A 16,036-nucleotide genomic window follows, 5' to 3' on the forward strand; every position below is an offset into this window, starting at 1 on the left:
GAAGATTTTTTCAGTCGTTAGTCCCGCTATTCGTTGCTGCCGAAGAAAAATCGGAATCCACTGCTATCGGGTTTACTTTTATCGGTCTAGTGACCTTTCTAAAGCATCTTTTTCCAGCGTTCAATGGTTTTTTTATCCAGATTATCAGATAGAAAAATCTCACCATTATCGCTAAACATAATGCAACTAAATTTTGGGAATTGCTTGATGAACTTTAATCCAGCTTCTTTACCCAAAACCATTATTGATGTACTTAAGCCATTTGCCAATTCGGCATCTGGCCCGAAAACAGTAACGCCACTTAAACCAGTTGCAGGATAACCCGTTGCCGGATTTATAATGTGCGAATATCGTTTTCCATCGAACATTACAAACTTTTCATAACTGCCAGAACTTACGACTGCACTATTGTAAAGTGGTACAGCAGCAAAAAGGCTATCTTTATTAAACGGATTTGTAATACCAACAAGCCATTTTTTGCCATTAGGCTGCTTTCCCCAAGTGCTCATGTCGCCGGTTGCGTTAACAATACCTGCTATAATTCCTTTTGCAAGCATCATATCACGACATTTATCGGCGGCATAACCTTCTCCCAAAGCGCCAAATCCGATCTTCATGCCTTTTTTACTCAAAAAAATAGTCGAATTTACACTGTCTAGAATGATGTTTTTATAACCAACTTTTTCTACTGATTTCTTAATTGCATCAGCGGATGGCATTTCCATCATCGAGCCATCAAACTTCCAGATTCTGTCCATTGCAGCAAAGCTAACATCGAATGCACCATTTGTGAGTTGCGAAAGTTTGATGGCTCTTTTTGTAAGTTCAAAAACTTCTTTATCAACTTTTACAGGTTTTTCTCCGGCATTTCGGTTTACTTCCGAAACCTGTGATGTCGGCTTCCAATCAGAAATCAAAGCTTCGATTCTGCTTATCTCATTAATTACAGTATCAATATTCTGCTCGGCAAGTTTGGCGTTTTTAGCAACTATGGTAATTTCAAACCGACCGCCCATAAGCATAGTGGTCCGTTTTTTTTGAACCTGTGCATTGCCGGCAATACTTAGAAATAATAATGAAATAAGCAGATAGAATCTCAAAACTTAATTAAACTAGCTAACTTTTAGATTAATATTGTTTTGTTCTGCAGCTTCAATTGGCGTGTAATCAGATAGTATAAGTGCCTTACCTTTTTTAACGCAAACATCGTGTTCAAAATGTACCGATGGTTTTCCGTCAACAGTTCTAACTGTCCAACCGTCTTTATCGATAAATACATCTTTCTTGCCCATATTTATCATCGGCTCGATAGCCATTGTTAAATTTTCTTTTAACATTAAACCACTTCCGCGTTTACCGTAATTTGGTACTTGTGGCGCTTCGTGCATGCTTTTACCCAACCCGTGACCAACAAAGTCTCTTACAACACCGTAACCTTGCTTCTCATTATGATTTTGAATTGCAAAACCAATATCGCCTAAGCGCTTACCAACAACAGCTTCTTTAATACCAATAAAAAGAGATTCTTTAGTTGTTCTAACTAATTTTAAAATTTCTTCACTTGCATCGCCAATTACAAAAGTGTAGGCATGGTCGCCGTGGTATTCGTTTTTGATTACGCCAACATCAACAGAAATAATATCTCCATCTTTAAGCGTTTCTTTACCCGGGAAACCGTGTACAACAACATCGTTAACAGATGTTATAATGTGATGCGGAAAACCACTGTAATTATAGAATGAAGGCACTGCGCCATTATCTAAAATATATTCGTTTGCAAGTTTATCAATTTCAATTGTTGCTAAACCCGGGCGTAAAATTTTTGCAATTTCGGCTAGGGTATCGCTTACCAAAAGCGCACTGATTTTCATCAGTTCTACTTGTTCGTCAGTTTTGTAAATAATCATTGCCGCAAAATTAACAATTAGTTTTTTAAAAGCCGTTTTTGATTAAGAAAGCTTACAGACAGATTATGGTTATTTATGATGGATGAATTTTTCGGGATATTTCTTTTAAATTGTTAATTTTCTCCAATGGATGCTTTGAAGAATTTTCCTAAGCTTGATTTAAGTGAGTTTTGGCAGAAGCAAGATTCAGGAGATAATTTGTTGTACCATGAAATAATTGGTGAACGAATTATAGAAAAACCACACAAGCATGATTTTTTCCTGTTTATGCTTTTTGAAAATGGTTCCGGTTATCATAATATCGATTTCGTTGAGCATAATGTTGTACCGTTTCAATTGCATATGCTGTTTCCAGAGCAAATTCATAAATGGGATTTAAAATCTGATACCTACGCACACCAGATAATGATTAGTAAAACTGTGTTTGAAACACTGGCTGCTTCATTACGATTTTCACTCGTTCTATACCAAAACCATCCGGTGATTAATTTAGATAAAACCATCTATGAAAAGGTTTTATATGAATTTAAGCAAATAAAAACTGAACTTGAGGAAAAGGTTATATTGTGGGAAATCATTATTTCGAGAATAAAACTTATTGCTTTAATGATTAGCCAGGAAGCTGAGAAATTTTTCGATGATAAGACAATCTACAAAACCAATCCTATTTTGGTTAAGTACCTTTCACTCATCGAAAATCACTATAAAAATGAAAAGTTAATTTCATTTTATGCAGAACAACTGAATATTTCGGCCAATTATTTAAACATACTTTGCAAAAGGCATTTTCATTTTTCAGCAACTATACTTATACACGAAAGATTAATATTGGAGATGAAAAGAATGTTGCTTACAACAGAAAAACCAATCAAGTTAATAGCTTTTGATTTAGGTTTTTTTGATGTGCCATATTTTTCAAAATTTTTTAAAAAATATACCTCATTAACGCCAAACGAATTTAGAAAGCAGTTATAAATAAAACTATTTTATCGTTGAATTGAGATTTTGTGTATCTGTTCGAAAGGAACTTGTTATAAATTATACAATTTTTGATATAAATTCTACTCTCTGAATTATCATGAGTAATATATTTTTGTTTAGTTCAATTCACAAGTTATGATACCACAAAATATATCAAGAAAGGATTTTATCAGAAACTCTTCTATTTTATTGGCAAGCTCTTATTTGTTATCAACGGAAAATGTTGAAGCACATGAAAAAAGTGGCATTGTATCAACCAATAAAAACCTGATTTTAAAAAATGTATTGCTCGAAACAGGTTTTGAGTACGATGGAGATGAGGTTATCAAAACAAAAACTGCTCTTTTTATTGTTGAACTTGAAGCTGGTAAAATTAAAAGTGTGTTGCCAAATAATCCGAAAGCAAATGCAATTGATGCAAAAGGATTTTTAATGCTACCTTCTTTTAAAGATATGCACATCCATTTGGATAAAACTTATTACGGATTACCGTGGCAGGCGCATTTAAAAAAGAATAAAAGCGTGAAGGATATGATTGCTTTTGAACAGCAAATTATCCCCGAACTGTTAAAGACATCAACAAAACGGACAGAAAAATTAATTGAGTTGCTACAATCGTATGGAACGGGATATGCAAGATCTCATGTAAATATCGAACCAACTTCAAGGCTAAACTCTTTGAAGAATCTTCAGAAAGCACTTGATAATAAGAAAGCATCTTTCGGTGCCGAAATTGTAGCTTTTCCTCAGCATGGAATTTATTATACCAAATCTGATGAATTGTTAAAAGAAGCTGCAAAAATGGATATTGATTTCATCGGTGGGCTTGACCCAACATCTATTGATAGCGGAATTGAAAAACACATGGATTACATTATTCAATTGGCTTTGGATAATAAAAAAGGAATCGATATTCATCTTCACGAGTCGGGAGAATCTGGAGTGAAAACAATTGAATATCTTGTTGATAAGGTTAACGAAAATCCGGTATTAAAAGGTAAAACTTATGTTAGCCATGCATTTGCGCTTCGTTATCTGGATAAAAATAAAACCGAAGAAATGGCAGAGAAATTAGGTGCAGCAAAAATTGGTATTGCCTCGACTATTCCGCTTTCTGGTACGCCGATGCCAATTCCAACATTATATAAATACGGAGTAGAAGTTGTTGCCGGAAATGATTGCATTGTAGATCATTGGAGCACTTTTGGAACCGGAAGCATTTTGCAAAAGGCGAATGTAGCGGCTCAAATTTATGGCTACAGAACTGAGTTTGATTTATCGAGAATTTTAAAAATTGCAACTGGAAATATTCTTCCATTAGATGATAAAGGTAAACAAGCATGGCCTAAGCAAGGCGATAAAGCAGATTTTGTATTAATTGATGCAAGTTGTTCGGCTGAAGCAGTTTCCAGAATATCTCCGGTAAAATCTTTAGTTCATAATGGGAATCTGGTTTTTTAACTAAAGCGTTAAACGTTTATTTGAAGCCACCTTTCGATGAGAGGTGGCTTTTATGTTTTATTCAAATAAAAGTTAAATCGTTAATATTAATAAAACATTGCATGCTTAGTTTTGGAGAAATTATCAAATCATCCATGAGAATAATTCTTTTTAATATTTTGATGTTAATATCGACATCAATTTTTGCCCAAAATTCAAAAAGCCAAGGGCACAGCCACAACGATTACCATCAAAATATACCTTTACAGGCTGCGTATTATGCCGGAATGAACTCAATAGAAGCCGACGTTTTTTTGAAAGATGGAGAACTTTATGTTGCTCACGAAGCTAAAGAAATCAAAGCCGGCAGAACGCTTAAAAACCTTTATTTATCGCCTTTGGCTGATTTATTTGCAGCAAATAAAAATTATGCATTTAAGGATAGCTTAAAAAAACTGCAACTGGTTGTTGATATTAAAGAAGACCATCCTAATGTTTTGAAAAAGCTTATTTCAGAATTAAAGGAATTTGGCGATGTGTTTAACGTAGCGAAAAATCCTGATGCCATTAAAATTGTAATAAGTGGTAATATGCCGCAACCTGCAAATTTTAAGGATTGGCCAGATTATATTTTTTTTGATGGTAGACCAGAAATAAATTATACTGCAGACCAGCTTAAACAAGTTGGCATGATTAGTCAGGATATTAAGAAGTACACCGTTTGGAATGGAAAAGGTGTACCAACACCAACTGATTACGCAAAACTTAAAAAGGTAATTGATGATGCGCATAAATTAGGGAAGCCATTTAGATTTTGGGCTACAGTTGATACTCAGAATACCTGGATAGTTTTAGAGCGTTTGGGAGCCGACTGGATAAATACCGATAAACCTACAGCGTTGGCAGATTTTTATCTTCATCAGGATAAACTGACTTACACATTAGAAAAACCTTACCCAGTTTACACGCCGGAATACAAAGTTGATGGGCAAAATAAAAGGGTTAAAAATGTAATTCTTTTAATTGGTGATGGAATGGGATTGGCGCAAATTCATGCTGGCTTAATTGCAAACCATGGATATTTAAACATCAGCCGCATTAAAAATATTGGATTTTCGCAAACTGCGGCTGCAAATTCTGGAAATACAGATTCTGCAGCAGGCGCCACAGCTATGGCCACGGGCGAAAAAACCAATAACCGATATATTGGTGTTGGAACGGATGGCAAAAAAAAGACAAATTTAGTTGATACTTTAGCTGCTTTCGGTATTAAAAGCGGAATTATTAGTGTTGGCGATATTACCGATGCAACGCCTGCATCATTTTATGCGCACCAAATTGAGCGCAGTATGAACAATGAAATTGCAGTTGATTTATTAACCTCAAAAGCCGAGATTCTTATCGGCTCAAATCAAGCTGTTTTTAATGCCAATAAAGATTCGCAATTAATTAGTAAACTAAAAGCAAATGGTTTTAATTTAAGTACAGATTTTACTGCTTTTTCAAAACAAACTTCTGGCAAACAATTAGTTTTATTAACTGCTGATGATGTTAAACCTGTTTTAAAAGGAAGAGGCGATATTTTGAAACAATCGCTTTCAAAAACTACTGAACTGCTATCAAAAAATAAGAACGGCTTTTTTATCATGGCTGAAGGAGCGCAGATAGATCATGGCGGTCATTCGAATAATTTGCCAATTGTGGTTACCGAAATGCATGATTTTGACAAAACCATTGAAGCCGCTTTGAGATTTGCCGATAAGGATGGAGAAACGTTGGTAATTATTACTGCCGACCATGAAACTGGTGGACTTACCTTATTGGATGCGGATGAATCAGCAGGAAAGCTTACAGGTCATTTCAGTACTGATGATCACACTAATATCATGGTTCCGGTTTTTGCTTATGGTCCGCAGTCTGAGCAGTTTAAAGGCATTTATCCGAATAACGAAATCTTCAAAAAAATACTTAACGTTTTAGCACTTAAAAGGGCACAATAAATCTTATGGAAAGAAGATCTGTTTTAAAAAGTTTAGGCGGCTTAATGTTGCTACCGGCAATAAATCTTGGCTTTACCGCTGATAAAGAAAAACCCGTCTTACGTTTTGCACACATTACCGATGTGCATTTAAAGAACGATTTAGGTGCGCCAACAAAATTTGCCAAATGCCTTCATCATATTCAGGAGCAATCTCCAAAAGTAGATTTTCTTTTAAATGGTGGCGATGTTGTGTTTGATATGAACAAAGAGAAACTATCAGATATCGATTCGCAATGGAAATTACAGCACAACATAATGAAAAACGAGTGCTCGCTGCCTGTTCATTACGCTTTGGGTAACCATGATATCTGGTGGAATGAAGATAGTAAAGGCGATGTTTTTTATGGGAAAAAATATGCTTTAAATCAGTTAGAACTTAGCAAGCCATATTATAGTTTCACCAAAAACGGTTGGAAATTTATTGTGTTAGATAGTACGCATTTAGATATCGACAATACGTGGTACATCGGTAAATTGGGGGAAGCACAATTTGCTTGGTTAGAACAGGAACTGAAATCAACCAATCCTAAAACTCCGGTTTTAGTGATGACACATATTCCAATCCTTACAGCTTTGTTGATGATTGAAGATAATATTGTAAATAAATGGACCATGCTTGGTGGCGATATGCACACCGACACGGCTAAAATTATTAATCTGTTTTACAAGCACCCAAATGTGAAATTGGCTTTAAGCGGACATTTACACATGAGAGATAAAGTGGTTTACAATAATGTAACCTATTTATGCAACGGAGCGGTATCAGGAGCTTGGTGGAATGGAAATAGGCGAGAAACTGCACCCGGTTATGGTTTAATAGATTTATATGCCGATGGAAGTTTTGAAGAGCGGTATGTAAATTACTAACACAAAAAAAGGATGCTAAAATTAACTAGCATCCTTTTTTTATAACCGAATGAGATTGTTATTTCAATTCAACTTCTGCTAAAACTGGAAAATGATCTGAAGGAAATTTACCAAAATAAGTATCTGTTAAAATTCCCCACCTGCTGGCTGTAAATTGTTTAGTCATGAAAATATGGTCGATAACGGTTTGTCCTTTAGGTGTTTTAAAACCATTGGCAGATGAATTGTTAGCATAAGGAAATTTAACTTTTGAATAAACATCAAAAACATTTCCTGAGTTTGCCAAACGCTGGTACCATTCGCTATCTCTGCCTCCGTTAAAATCTCCGGTAAGTAAAACGGGATTTGAACCTGCAATTTCTTCAATTTTTTTAAGAATTAACTTACTGCTTTCCTGACGGGCAATTTTTCCTTGATGATCGTAATGAACGTTAAAGGCATAGAATTGCTTTTTAGTTTTTAGATCTTGCAGATATACCCATGAGCAAATTCTATTACAGCAAGTTACATCCCAGCCTTTACCTGGTTTATCTGGAGTCTCTGACAACCAAAAATCGCCGCTTTTTAATAATTTAAAACGGTCTTTCTTGTAGAAGATAGCTGAATGTTCGCCACCTTCGTTACCATCGTCACGTCCTTTTCCATATCTTTCATACTCAGGTAAAGCAGTGCTCATATCATTAAGCTGGTTTTTTAAAGCTTCTTGAACACCCAAAATATCAAATGTGTGAAAACGGATTAAGTTAGAAACAACAGGTGCTCTATCTACCCATAAATTTCCGCTATCGCGGGAATTATCGAAACGGATATTAAATGTTCCGATTGTTATTTGTTGAGCCTTAACCCCAAAAGAGGTTAAGGAAATCAAAGCTGTAGCTATTAATAGTTTTATTTTCATTGCTATTGTTGTTGTGTTTATTCCCAACCTGGATTTTGTTTTAGGTTTGGATTACGCTGAAGATCGTTTAAAGGAATAGGGTAGTAATAGTTACGCTCATTCCACTTTCTAGGAATTTCCTTCATCCATGTTAATTCTCCTGAACTTCCATTTCTTAAGAGTTGTGAATTTACCGCCGTACCAACATTTGCAGAAACATCAACATAAGTTACCCCACTAACTGCTGGCGTAGGTCTTGTTCCCTGGTAAAATGCAACGTCCAATATTCCGTCTTCATTTAAATCCATTGGTGTTACTAACGATGGAACATAAAAACCATTCCATTCTTGCTCCATCAGAGTTCCTCTTTTCCATCTTAAAATATCTGCAAAACGCAAACCTTCAAGACTTAACTCTATCCCTCTTTCTCTTCTGATTTCTAATAGAGTTGCATCAGAAATTCCTGGGAAATAATTAGCCACTAGATAAGGGTCTGCAATTGTAGGCTTAACACTTAAACCGCCCGTAATTCCCGCTCTTGCTCTTAATGTGCCAATCGTTAATGCCCAATCGCTATCTGTTAGTGTTCCTAATTCTGCCTTTGCTTCTGCAAAATTTAATAAAACTTCAGCATATCGATACAACGCAACAGCATTTGTATTTAATGCACCAGCATCAAAATATGTATCATCTAAAGTCCATTTTATAGGTTGATATCCTGTAAAAGTGTAAGAAAAAACAGGCGGCGCTGGAACTTGCTGCCCATTGCTGATTCGTTTATAATCGCCCAAACGAATGGTTTGTTTTAGTCTTAAATCACGGTTTTTAACTTCATCCTTAAATACCATCGTTCTGTAAGCTGGGTCGTTTGTATACGGAGTACCATCTAATTTTAAATAAGTGTTAATGAAAGTTCTGGTAAAACTTGCTTTTGCGCCGTATGTACCGCTTGTCCACCACCAGTTAGCCTCATTCAACACGCCTAAATTTACATCAGATACTGCCGCTTGTAAAACTTCGTTAGCTACAGGAGTGTTACTTGTAAATACCTGGCGATAAGAAACTCCAGGTCCACCTGCTGTGTTAAGCGAAAAGCCACCATTTTTAATGATTTCTTCTGATGCTGATGCAGATTCTTGCAACCATCTGTTTGCTGTGCCTGTTAAATTTAGGTTTGTATGGTATTTTCTAAATGTTCCTTCAAAGAGGCATAATCTTGATTTAAAAGCATAAGCAACCCATTTAGTAATTGTTGTCCGACTTGGGTCTGTAGCAGTTTGAATATTTGCACAAGCAAAATTAATATCTGCTAATACCGAATCCATTACCAGCTCTCTCTTATCACGACCTGCAACCAAAGCCGGATCATCAATATCAAGCGGTTTTCCTATCCAAGGCACATCTCCAAAACGTTTTATTTTTTCCATGTAAAAATACGCTCTGAAATAACGTGCAATGCCTAAGTAATTATTTCTTGTTGCTGCCGGAACAGCCGGGTCATTACAATTTACAATGAAATAATTTATGTTTCTTAAATCTCTCCATGTCCAGCCAGAACTATTGTTTGCGCCGAAAGCACCATCTCTTATAAAATCCTGTACAGAACGTACCGCCAAATAATCAGACATGGCATCTTGACTGGTAGAGTTTTTTGGTAAAAAATCCATTCCATAAAATGAATTTGTATATAACCTAAGTCCGTTTTCAGTACCAAAAATAGCTTGCTTTGAAGCTGTAGATTGTGGTTGCTGATCTAACTTTTTACAAGCTGCAAAACCAAGGCAGCCTAGCAAAATAAATATATAATGTTTTTTCATTTTTATCTTATTATGATATTATCAGCGTTAAAAACCAATGTTTAAACCAAGTGAGAAACTTTTCATTAATGGATAGTTATAACCATCACCGTTCGTACTGCCTGCGTTCAAATCCTGATCTGATGGTACTGCGTTTTCTACATCAATGGTGTTTTTCACAATTTTGTACATCGGAGAATAGGTAAATAAATTTTCTCCAGAGAAGAATACTTTTGCCGTTCTTCCGCCAATGCGATTAATCCATTTGCTTGGTAAAGTATATCCAACCTGAATATTTTTCATCCTTAGATAAGCAACATTTTGCAAGTAACGGGTTTGTGCTACGCCAAGTGTACGATTTGTATTGCTTGATGCAGCTCTCGACATTGTTCGTGGAAAATATGCATCTGTGTTTTGTGGTGTCCACATATTGCCTAAGTGGAAAGTTGGAATGTTGTTATATGGTCTGTTATATTGACCCCAAAACATTTCAGTTTCTGTACTCGGATACCATTGTTGTTTACCAACACCTTGAAAGAAAACTGCAAAAGAAATGTTGTGCCAATCTGCACCTAAATTAATGCCGTAAGTATATCTTGGAGCAGAGTTGCCAATAATTCTTCTATCTCCGGATTTTCCAACTTTATTTTCACCTACGTTGATTAAACCATCGCCATTTAAATCTCTTAATTTGATATCACCCGGGAACCATCTTCCAGTAGGAGAGGCTCTCATTTGTGGATCTTGTCTTGCGTGAGAAGCAATATCAGCCTCATCTATAAAGAAACCTTCTGTTTCATAACCCCAAATTTCACCCAGCGTTTGGCCTTCATAATAATCACTTAATAACTTATCAGGATTATTGTATTTATCAATCTTAGTTTTATTATCAGCAAGTGTTAACCTAACATTATACCTCAATGGTTTATCGCCACGGCCAATTTTATCGTTCCAGCTCACTGATGCTTCCCAACCACGAGTGGTTAAGTTAGCATAATTTCCTTTAGGTACATCGGCACCAAATACAGCAGGAGGTGTAAGTCCGAAAGTAAACATATCAGTCGTTTTGCGGATGTAGGCATCACCAGTAAAACTTAAACGGCCAGATAACATGGTTAAATCAAGACCTAAGTTTGTTGTTGTAGATGTTTCCCAGGTTAAACCATCTGGCAGTACAGCCGGAATACGAGTTGTTTGAGGGCGAGAACCATTTAAAATTACACCTGATTGGCTAACGTTAAATATCTCTTGAAACGCATAAGATGCGATGTTACCATTACCAAGAGAACCATAAGATGCTCTAATTTTTAAGTCTGAAATTAATTTGTCAGAAACTTTCCAGAAACCTTCCTTATTAACTCTCCAACCAGCAGAAACTGATGGGAAAAAACCATATCGTTGGTTTGATGGAAATTTCGATGAGCCATCATAACGGGCATTAACTTCTAAAAGATAACGGTCTTTAAAACTATAGTTTAACCTTGAAAAACCACCTAAAATTGCCCATTGCTCGTATCCACCACCTGTTGTAATTGATTGTCCTAATGCAAGGTTTAAGTCTGTTGCATCTTCGAAAATAATACCGTTACGTTGAACTGCTACTCTGTTGTAAGTAGACTGTTCATAATTGTAACCAACCATTGCTTTTAAATAATGGTCAGAACCAAATCTTTCTTCAAATTCTGCGAAAATATTGGTAGCCAGATAGTTTGTTTCTCTTAAGTCGAAAGATAAATCGTTAGTAGTTGTGCCGATAAATGACGTTACACCACGAGAATTGCTATATGGTACTTGTACCCTTTTTTGCTCTCTGTTATTATTTGTGTTTCTAAATGTAAAATCAGCATTAACGCGAAACTTGTTGTTGAAAAAGTTACTGCGTAAACCAGTAATATTTCTAAAAACCTGGCGACGTGTATCGATTCCGTTTTTACCATAAATAAAATCTCCAACCGTGTAAGCCGCTGCGAATGTTAAAGAACCATCAGGATTAAAAATAGGCATAGTTGGTTTACCCTCATCTGCTATATTTCTCCAGATACCACCACCTTCACCAACGTTTATTGGGTTATGATAATTCATAATTGAGTAATCGGCATTGTTTTCTATACTTAACCATGGAAATACCTGAACAGAACCTCTGGCCCTGATATTTTTCATATCATAATCGTCGCTATTGTATCTGAACAACCCATCTTGATTTAAAAAACGACCAGAAACCAGGTACGAAGCTTTATCGCTTCCACCACTTACAGAAAGGTTATTTTCAGTTGCTGCGGTATTTTTCTTGTACAATTCAGCATAATAATCGGTACTGCCATAATAAGTATATTCCCCAGTTGTCGGGTTTACCTCAATTTGATTGTATGGCTGTCCTGATTCTACTCTTCTTTTAAATTCATCTAGGTAAGCCTGAGAGAATTTTTGCGTTTTATTTGCATTTTGTGGAAATGCACCATCGCCATTAACAAAGGCTTCTGCGAACATTTTAGCCCAGGTATAACCATCTGTTACAAAATCAGGAACCTGTAACGGATTTTTAATGGCGTAGTTTGTTGAGTAAGATACATTTGTGCGTCCTTTCTCAGCTTTTTTTGTTGTTATTAAAATTACACCAAAAGCACCCCTTGCTCCATAAATTGCAGCAGAAGCGGCATCTTTTAGTATAGAAACGGTTTCAATATCATTTGGATTTAACAAGCTTGGGTCGCCCTCAAAGCCATCAATTAAAATTAATGCACTACCACCCTGACCGATTGAAGTTGTACCACGAATATTGTAATTTGGAGATTGTGTAGGCTTACCATCCGCCATTCTTATATTTAAGTTTGGTAGTAAACCTTGTAAACCTTGGGTTAAATTGGTAATCGGTCTGTTTTCAATATTTTTCGATGTAATCTGATCTACCGCACCTGTTGCGTTTTCTCTTTTTTGCGTACCGTAACCAACCACAAGAACCTCGTTTAAAGTTCCGGCCTCGCCTTTCATTGTTACATTTAAAGGTGTGTTTTCAGTAGCTTTTACAACAATTTTATTTAATGTTACCGTTGCGTAAGATATAAATGTAACCGTTATATTGTAAGTGCCAGCAGGTACAATTACGTTAAATGTTCCATCTGGATTACTTTGAACAACTTTGTTTATTTCTTTGATTAAAATGCTGGCGCCTGGAAGCGGTTCGCCTTTTTCATCAACAACTTTTCCGCTAATCGTTCCAGATTCTTGCTTTATATTCTTAAAGACTGAATTGCTCGAACTTGCAGCTGCCTTAGCGGGGGCCGAAATTGCATTTGTAAGAAAACATGCTAAAGAAGAATATAGCACAATCCTCTTTACGTGCAGTAAAGGTTTTTTCATTAGTTAATTAATTAGTTTAGTTTACTAAAAGGTTTTAGTTTATCTCATCCTTTGGATTAGGACGTGGCAAAACTACCTGCACTATATGAACCTTGTGTTAAAATAAGTTAACTTCTAAACTTTATTTCGAGTTATTGTTATTGCAGTTATTTGTGGTAAGCAATTATAAAATGATAAAAATTTTATCATTACTGGTTGTTTGTTAACTATCTGTTAAGCAATTGTTTGTGTTGTTTTTGGGGTTGGGTTTACAGTTTAGTTACTGAAAGGTTTCAAGTTTACAGAGTATAATTAGGCATAAAACCATCTGTTAACTCTAAGCACTTTTAATAAGTAATTGATTAAACTATCTTTATCATACAACAGAATTGAAAAATCTGTAACCAAATACAAAATGATGAGATTTACCAGGCAACGAAATTTAATGGGGTCGCTAAGCCCGTTGCCTTAAACATCCTCAAATTAAGGCATGGAGTTTTTTAAAAAGAAAAAAACAGATAATTTAGTTAAAATGAAAACAATTATGTTAAAAGCCGATAACCGAAGTAAAGCAGTACTATTATCAATAATGTTCATAAGCTTTTTTAGCCTTGCCAGTGCTCAGAATATTTCAATCAAAATAAATAAGCGATTTTTGAACTTGCCGATTTCGCAAAAGGTAGACCGAAAAAAGATGACATTTGAGGTTGATGGTAAACCTGAAAGATCATTTGTAATTAGGCTGGCAAATGCAGAATCCGAATATTGGGTTTTTTGCGATGTTACTGCATTAAAAGGTAAAACTTTAAAAATAAACTATGAAGGCGATGCTTCTGGTTTAAAGAAAATATACCAGGCAGATGAAATTAACGGGCAAGATTCAATTTATAAAGAAGAAAACAGACCACAGTTTCACTTCACCACAAAACGCGGCTGGATAAACGATCCGAATGGTATGATTTTTTACGAAGGCGAGTATCATCTCTTTTATCAGCATAATCCTTACGAAAGAGAGTGGGAAAACATGTCTTGGGGTCATGCAGTAAGTAAAGATATGGTGCATTGGCAAGAATTGCCAACCGCTTTACTGCCTGATGAGCATGGAACAATGTTTTCTGGTTCTACCGTTATTGATTACGATAATACTGCCGGATTTAATAAAGGTAATACTCCTGCAATGGTAGCAGCATATACTGCAAATACCGCCGATAAACAAACGCAATGTATTGCTTATAGTTTGGATAAAGGAAGAACGTGGACAAAATATACTAAAAATCCTATTATCGATTCTAAAGCTAAATGGAACAGTGTTGATACTCGTGACCCTAGATTATTTTGGTACAAGCCCGGAAAACATTGGGTTATGGTTTTGAACGAACGCGATGGTCATTCCATTTATAATTCTAAGAATTTAAAAGACTGGACTTTTGAAAGTCACACAACTGGTTTTTGGGAATGTCCTGATTTATTAGAATTACCTGTTGATGGAGATAAAAATAAAACAAAATGGGTAATGTATGGTGCATCCAATACTTACATGATTGGCTCATTTGATGGGCAAAAATTTACCCCAGAAACCGGAAAACATTATTACACTACAGGCAGCATCTACGCAGCCCAAACATTTACAAATATTCCGGAATCTGATGGTAGAAGAATACAGATAGGATGGAGCAGAATAAGCCATCGCGGAATGCCTTTTAACGGAATGATGCTGATGCCAACAGAATTGAAGTTGAAAACCACAAAAGATGGTATAAGGTTATTCAGTACGCCTGTAAAAGAGAATGAACAATTGTTTACAAGCGAAAATAAATGGACAAATATTAAGGCTAAAGATGCAACAGAACATCTAAAGGCAATTAACAATAACAATATTTTACGCATTAAAACTAAAATTAAATTATCTCACGCTACAAGCGCAGGTTTAAGCCTAAACGGACAAAGAATTTTTGATTACGATATGAATTTCAATCTTGTTAACGGGGTATTTTATTCTCCTGAAGATATGACAAGTATGGAGATTTCGGCAGATATATTTATTGATAAGACTTCTGTGGAAGTATTTATTGATGGTGGCGCTTATTCATATTCAATGGAAAGAAAGCAAGATCCTAAAAATAAAGATGGCTTTAGTTTTTTCGGAAATAATATAGAAGTTAAAGAGTTAGAAGTTTTCTCTGTAAAATCGATTTGGAAATAGAATTAAGTCTAATTTATTAGCATAAATTATTGTGTTGAAGCGAAAGCTGCATTTATAAAATGCGGCTTTTTTTATGCTTATAGAAAAGGATTACTCTGCATATAAATTTCGTAAAAGAAATGTTTTAAAAAGTTGACATTTATCAACTAAAAATTTACTAATATTATTAATTGAAATAAACCAGCCTGAGACAGTATTGAATAATTACGAAAATGGAACTTTCGGCTAAAGTAACTAAGGTTTTGATCATTGATGATGATCATAATTTTCTAAAATTTCTACAAGAAACTTTGGAAACAAAAGGATTTGCTGTCCGTTCCCTAGCGCAGCACAAACTAATTAATGAATACATCGAGAGCTTTAAACCAGATCTCATCCTTCTAGACATAAAATTAGATGATAAAGATGGTCGGTTAATATGCAATGATCTGAAAGCAAAATCCGTAACCGAACATATTCCCATTATCCTGATAACCGGCTTAAGTTATAATGAGATTAGCGAAATAGACTGTACAGCCGATGCTATTCTCGGAAAACCGTTTAGTATTGCAGATCTGCTCAGAACCATAAATGATTTGTTGTAGGAAC

11 protein-coding genes are annotated in these 16,036 nt (G+C 35.5%); 6 read left to right on the forward strand and 5 right to left on the reverse strand.

The window, feature by feature from the left end; all coding sequences use genetic code 11:
• Positions 1–98 precede the first annotated feature (98 nt).
• A complete protein-coding gene (locus ACO05K_RS02265; RefSeq protein WP_421942843.1) occupies positions 99–1,100 on the reverse strand; it encodes an FAD:protein FMN transferase in 1,002 nt (333 codons plus the stop codon).
• Between the two features lie 12 nt (positions 1,101–1,112).
• Positions 1,113–1,907 (reverse strand): type I methionyl aminopeptidase, encoded by a 795-nt coding sequence (gene map, locus ACO05K_RS02270; protein WP_421942844.1) that lies wholly within the window; start codon positions 1,905–1,907, stop codon positions 1,113–1,115.
• Between the two features lie 126 nt (positions 1,908–2,033).
• Here map and ACO05K_RS02275 point away from each other — a divergent pair, with 126 nt between their 5' ends.
• From ACO05K_RS02275 to ACO05K_RS02290, 4 genes are all read left to right on the forward strand, one after another.
• Positions 2,034–2,882, forward strand: coding sequence for a helix-turn-helix domain-containing protein (locus tag ACO05K_RS02275; protein WP_421942845.1), 849 nt, complete (start codon positions 2,034–2,036; stop codon positions 2,880–2,882).
• 141 nt (positions 2,883–3,023) lie between these two features.
• Positions 3,024–4,349: an amidohydrolase gene (locus ACO05K_RS02280; protein WP_421942846.1), complete on the forward strand. Its 1,326-nt coding sequence runs from the start codon at positions 3,024–3,026 to the stop codon at positions 4,347–4,349.
• Positions 4,350–4,483: 134 nt separating this feature from the next.
• On the forward strand, positions 4,484–6,328 hold the full coding sequence (locus ACO05K_RS02285) for an alkaline phosphatase (RefSeq protein ID WP_421942847.1): 1,845 nt from the start codon (positions 4,484–4,486) through the stop codon (positions 6,326–6,328).
• A 5-nt stretch (positions 6,329–6,333) separates the two neighbouring features.
• Positions 6,334–7,236, forward strand: a complete 903-nt coding sequence (locus ACO05K_RS02290) for a metallophosphoesterase family protein (protein ID WP_421942848.1) — start codon at positions 6,334–6,336, stop codon at positions 7,234–7,236.
• Between the two features lie 58 nt (positions 7,237–7,294).
• Here the strand turns inward: ACO05K_RS02290 and ACO05K_RS02295 are convergent, their stop codons facing one another.
• From ACO05K_RS02295 to ACO05K_RS02305, 3 genes are read right to left on the reverse strand one after another with little or no spacing between them, the layout of a single operon-like run.
• Positions 7,295–8,134, reverse strand: coding sequence for an endonuclease/exonuclease/phosphatase family protein (locus ACO05K_RS02295; protein ID WP_421942849.1), 840 nt, complete (start codon positions 8,132–8,134; stop codon positions 7,295–7,297).
• A 17-nt stretch (positions 8,135–8,151) separates the two neighbouring features.
• Positions 8,152–9,930 carry a RagB/SusD family nutrient uptake outer membrane protein gene (locus ACO05K_RS02300; RefSeq protein WP_421942850.1) on the reverse strand — a complete coding sequence of 593 codons (1,779 nt, stop codon included), beginning with the start codon at positions 9,928–9,930 and terminating at the stop codon, positions 8,152–8,154.
• A gap of 27 nt (positions 9,931–9,957) precedes the next feature.
• Entirely contained in the window at positions 9,958–13,266 is a 3,309-nt protein-coding gene (locus ACO05K_RS02305; protein ID WP_421942851.1) for a SusC/RagA family TonB-linked outer membrane protein, read from the reverse strand.
• Positions 13,267–13,735: 469 nt separating this feature from the next.
• Between ACO05K_RS02305 and ACO05K_RS02310 the strand changes: the two genes are divergently transcribed.
• Both ACO05K_RS02310 and ACO05K_RS02315 read left to right on the forward strand, forming a co-directional pair.
• Entirely contained in the window at positions 13,736–15,448 is a 1,713-nt protein-coding gene (locus tag ACO05K_RS02310; protein WP_421942852.1) for a glycoside hydrolase family 32 protein, read from the forward strand.
• A 212-nt stretch (positions 15,449–15,660) separates the two neighbouring features.
• Positions 15,661–16,032, forward strand: coding sequence for a response regulator (locus tag ACO05K_RS02315; protein ID WP_421942853.1), 372 nt, complete (start codon positions 15,661–15,663; stop codon positions 16,030–16,032).
• Positions 16,033–16,036: the final 4 nt, after the last annotated feature.

Origin of the sequence: Pedobacter sp. (assembly GCF_965227205.1) — a bacterium.
Classification (GTDB): Bacteria; Bacteroidota; Bacteroidia; order Sphingobacteriales; family Sphingobacteriaceae; genus Pedobacter.

What these genes read in the sequence shown, in the direction of transcription:
- ACO05K_RS02275 (WP_421942845.1), top strand. Translation starts at nt 2,034, where the DNA reads ATGGATGCTTTGAAGAATTTTCCTAAGCTTGATTTAAGTGAGTTTTGG.
- ACO05K_RS02280 (WP_421942846.1), top strand. Translation starts at nt 3,024, where the DNA reads ATGATACCACAAAATATATCAAGAAAGGATTTTATCAGAAACTCTTCT.
- ACO05K_RS02300 (WP_421942850.1), bottom strand. Translation starts at nt 9,930, where the DNA reads ATGAAAAAACATTATATATTTATTTTGCTAGGCTGCCTTGGTTTTGCA.
- ACO05K_RS02290 (WP_421942848.1), top strand. Translation starts at nt 6,334, where the DNA reads ATGGAAAGAAGATCTGTTTTAAAAAGTTTAGGCGGCTTAATGTTGCTA.
- ACO05K_RS02295 (WP_421942849.1), bottom strand. Translation starts at nt 8,134, where the DNA reads ATGAAAATAAAACTATTAATAGCTACAGCTTTGATTTCCTTAACCTCT.
- map (WP_421942844.1), bottom strand. Translation starts at nt 1,907, where the DNA reads ATGATTATTTACAAAACTGACGAACAAGTAGAACTGATGAAAATCAGT.
- ACO05K_RS02315 (WP_421942853.1), top strand. Translation starts at nt 15,661, where the DNA reads ATGGAACTTTCGGCTAAAGTAACTAAGGTTTTGATCATTGATGATGAT.
- ACO05K_RS02305 (WP_421942851.1), bottom strand. Translation starts at nt 13,266, where the DNA reads ATGAAAAAACCTTTACTGCACGTAAAGAGGATTGTGCTATATTCTTCT.
- ACO05K_RS02310 (WP_421942852.1), top strand. Translation starts at nt 13,736, where the DNA reads ATGGAGTTTTTTAAAAAGAAAAAAACAGATAATTTAGTTAAAATGAAA.
- ACO05K_RS02285 (WP_421942847.1), top strand. Translation starts at nt 4,484, where the DNA reads ATGAGAATAATTCTTTTTAATATTTTGATGTTAATATCGACATCAATT.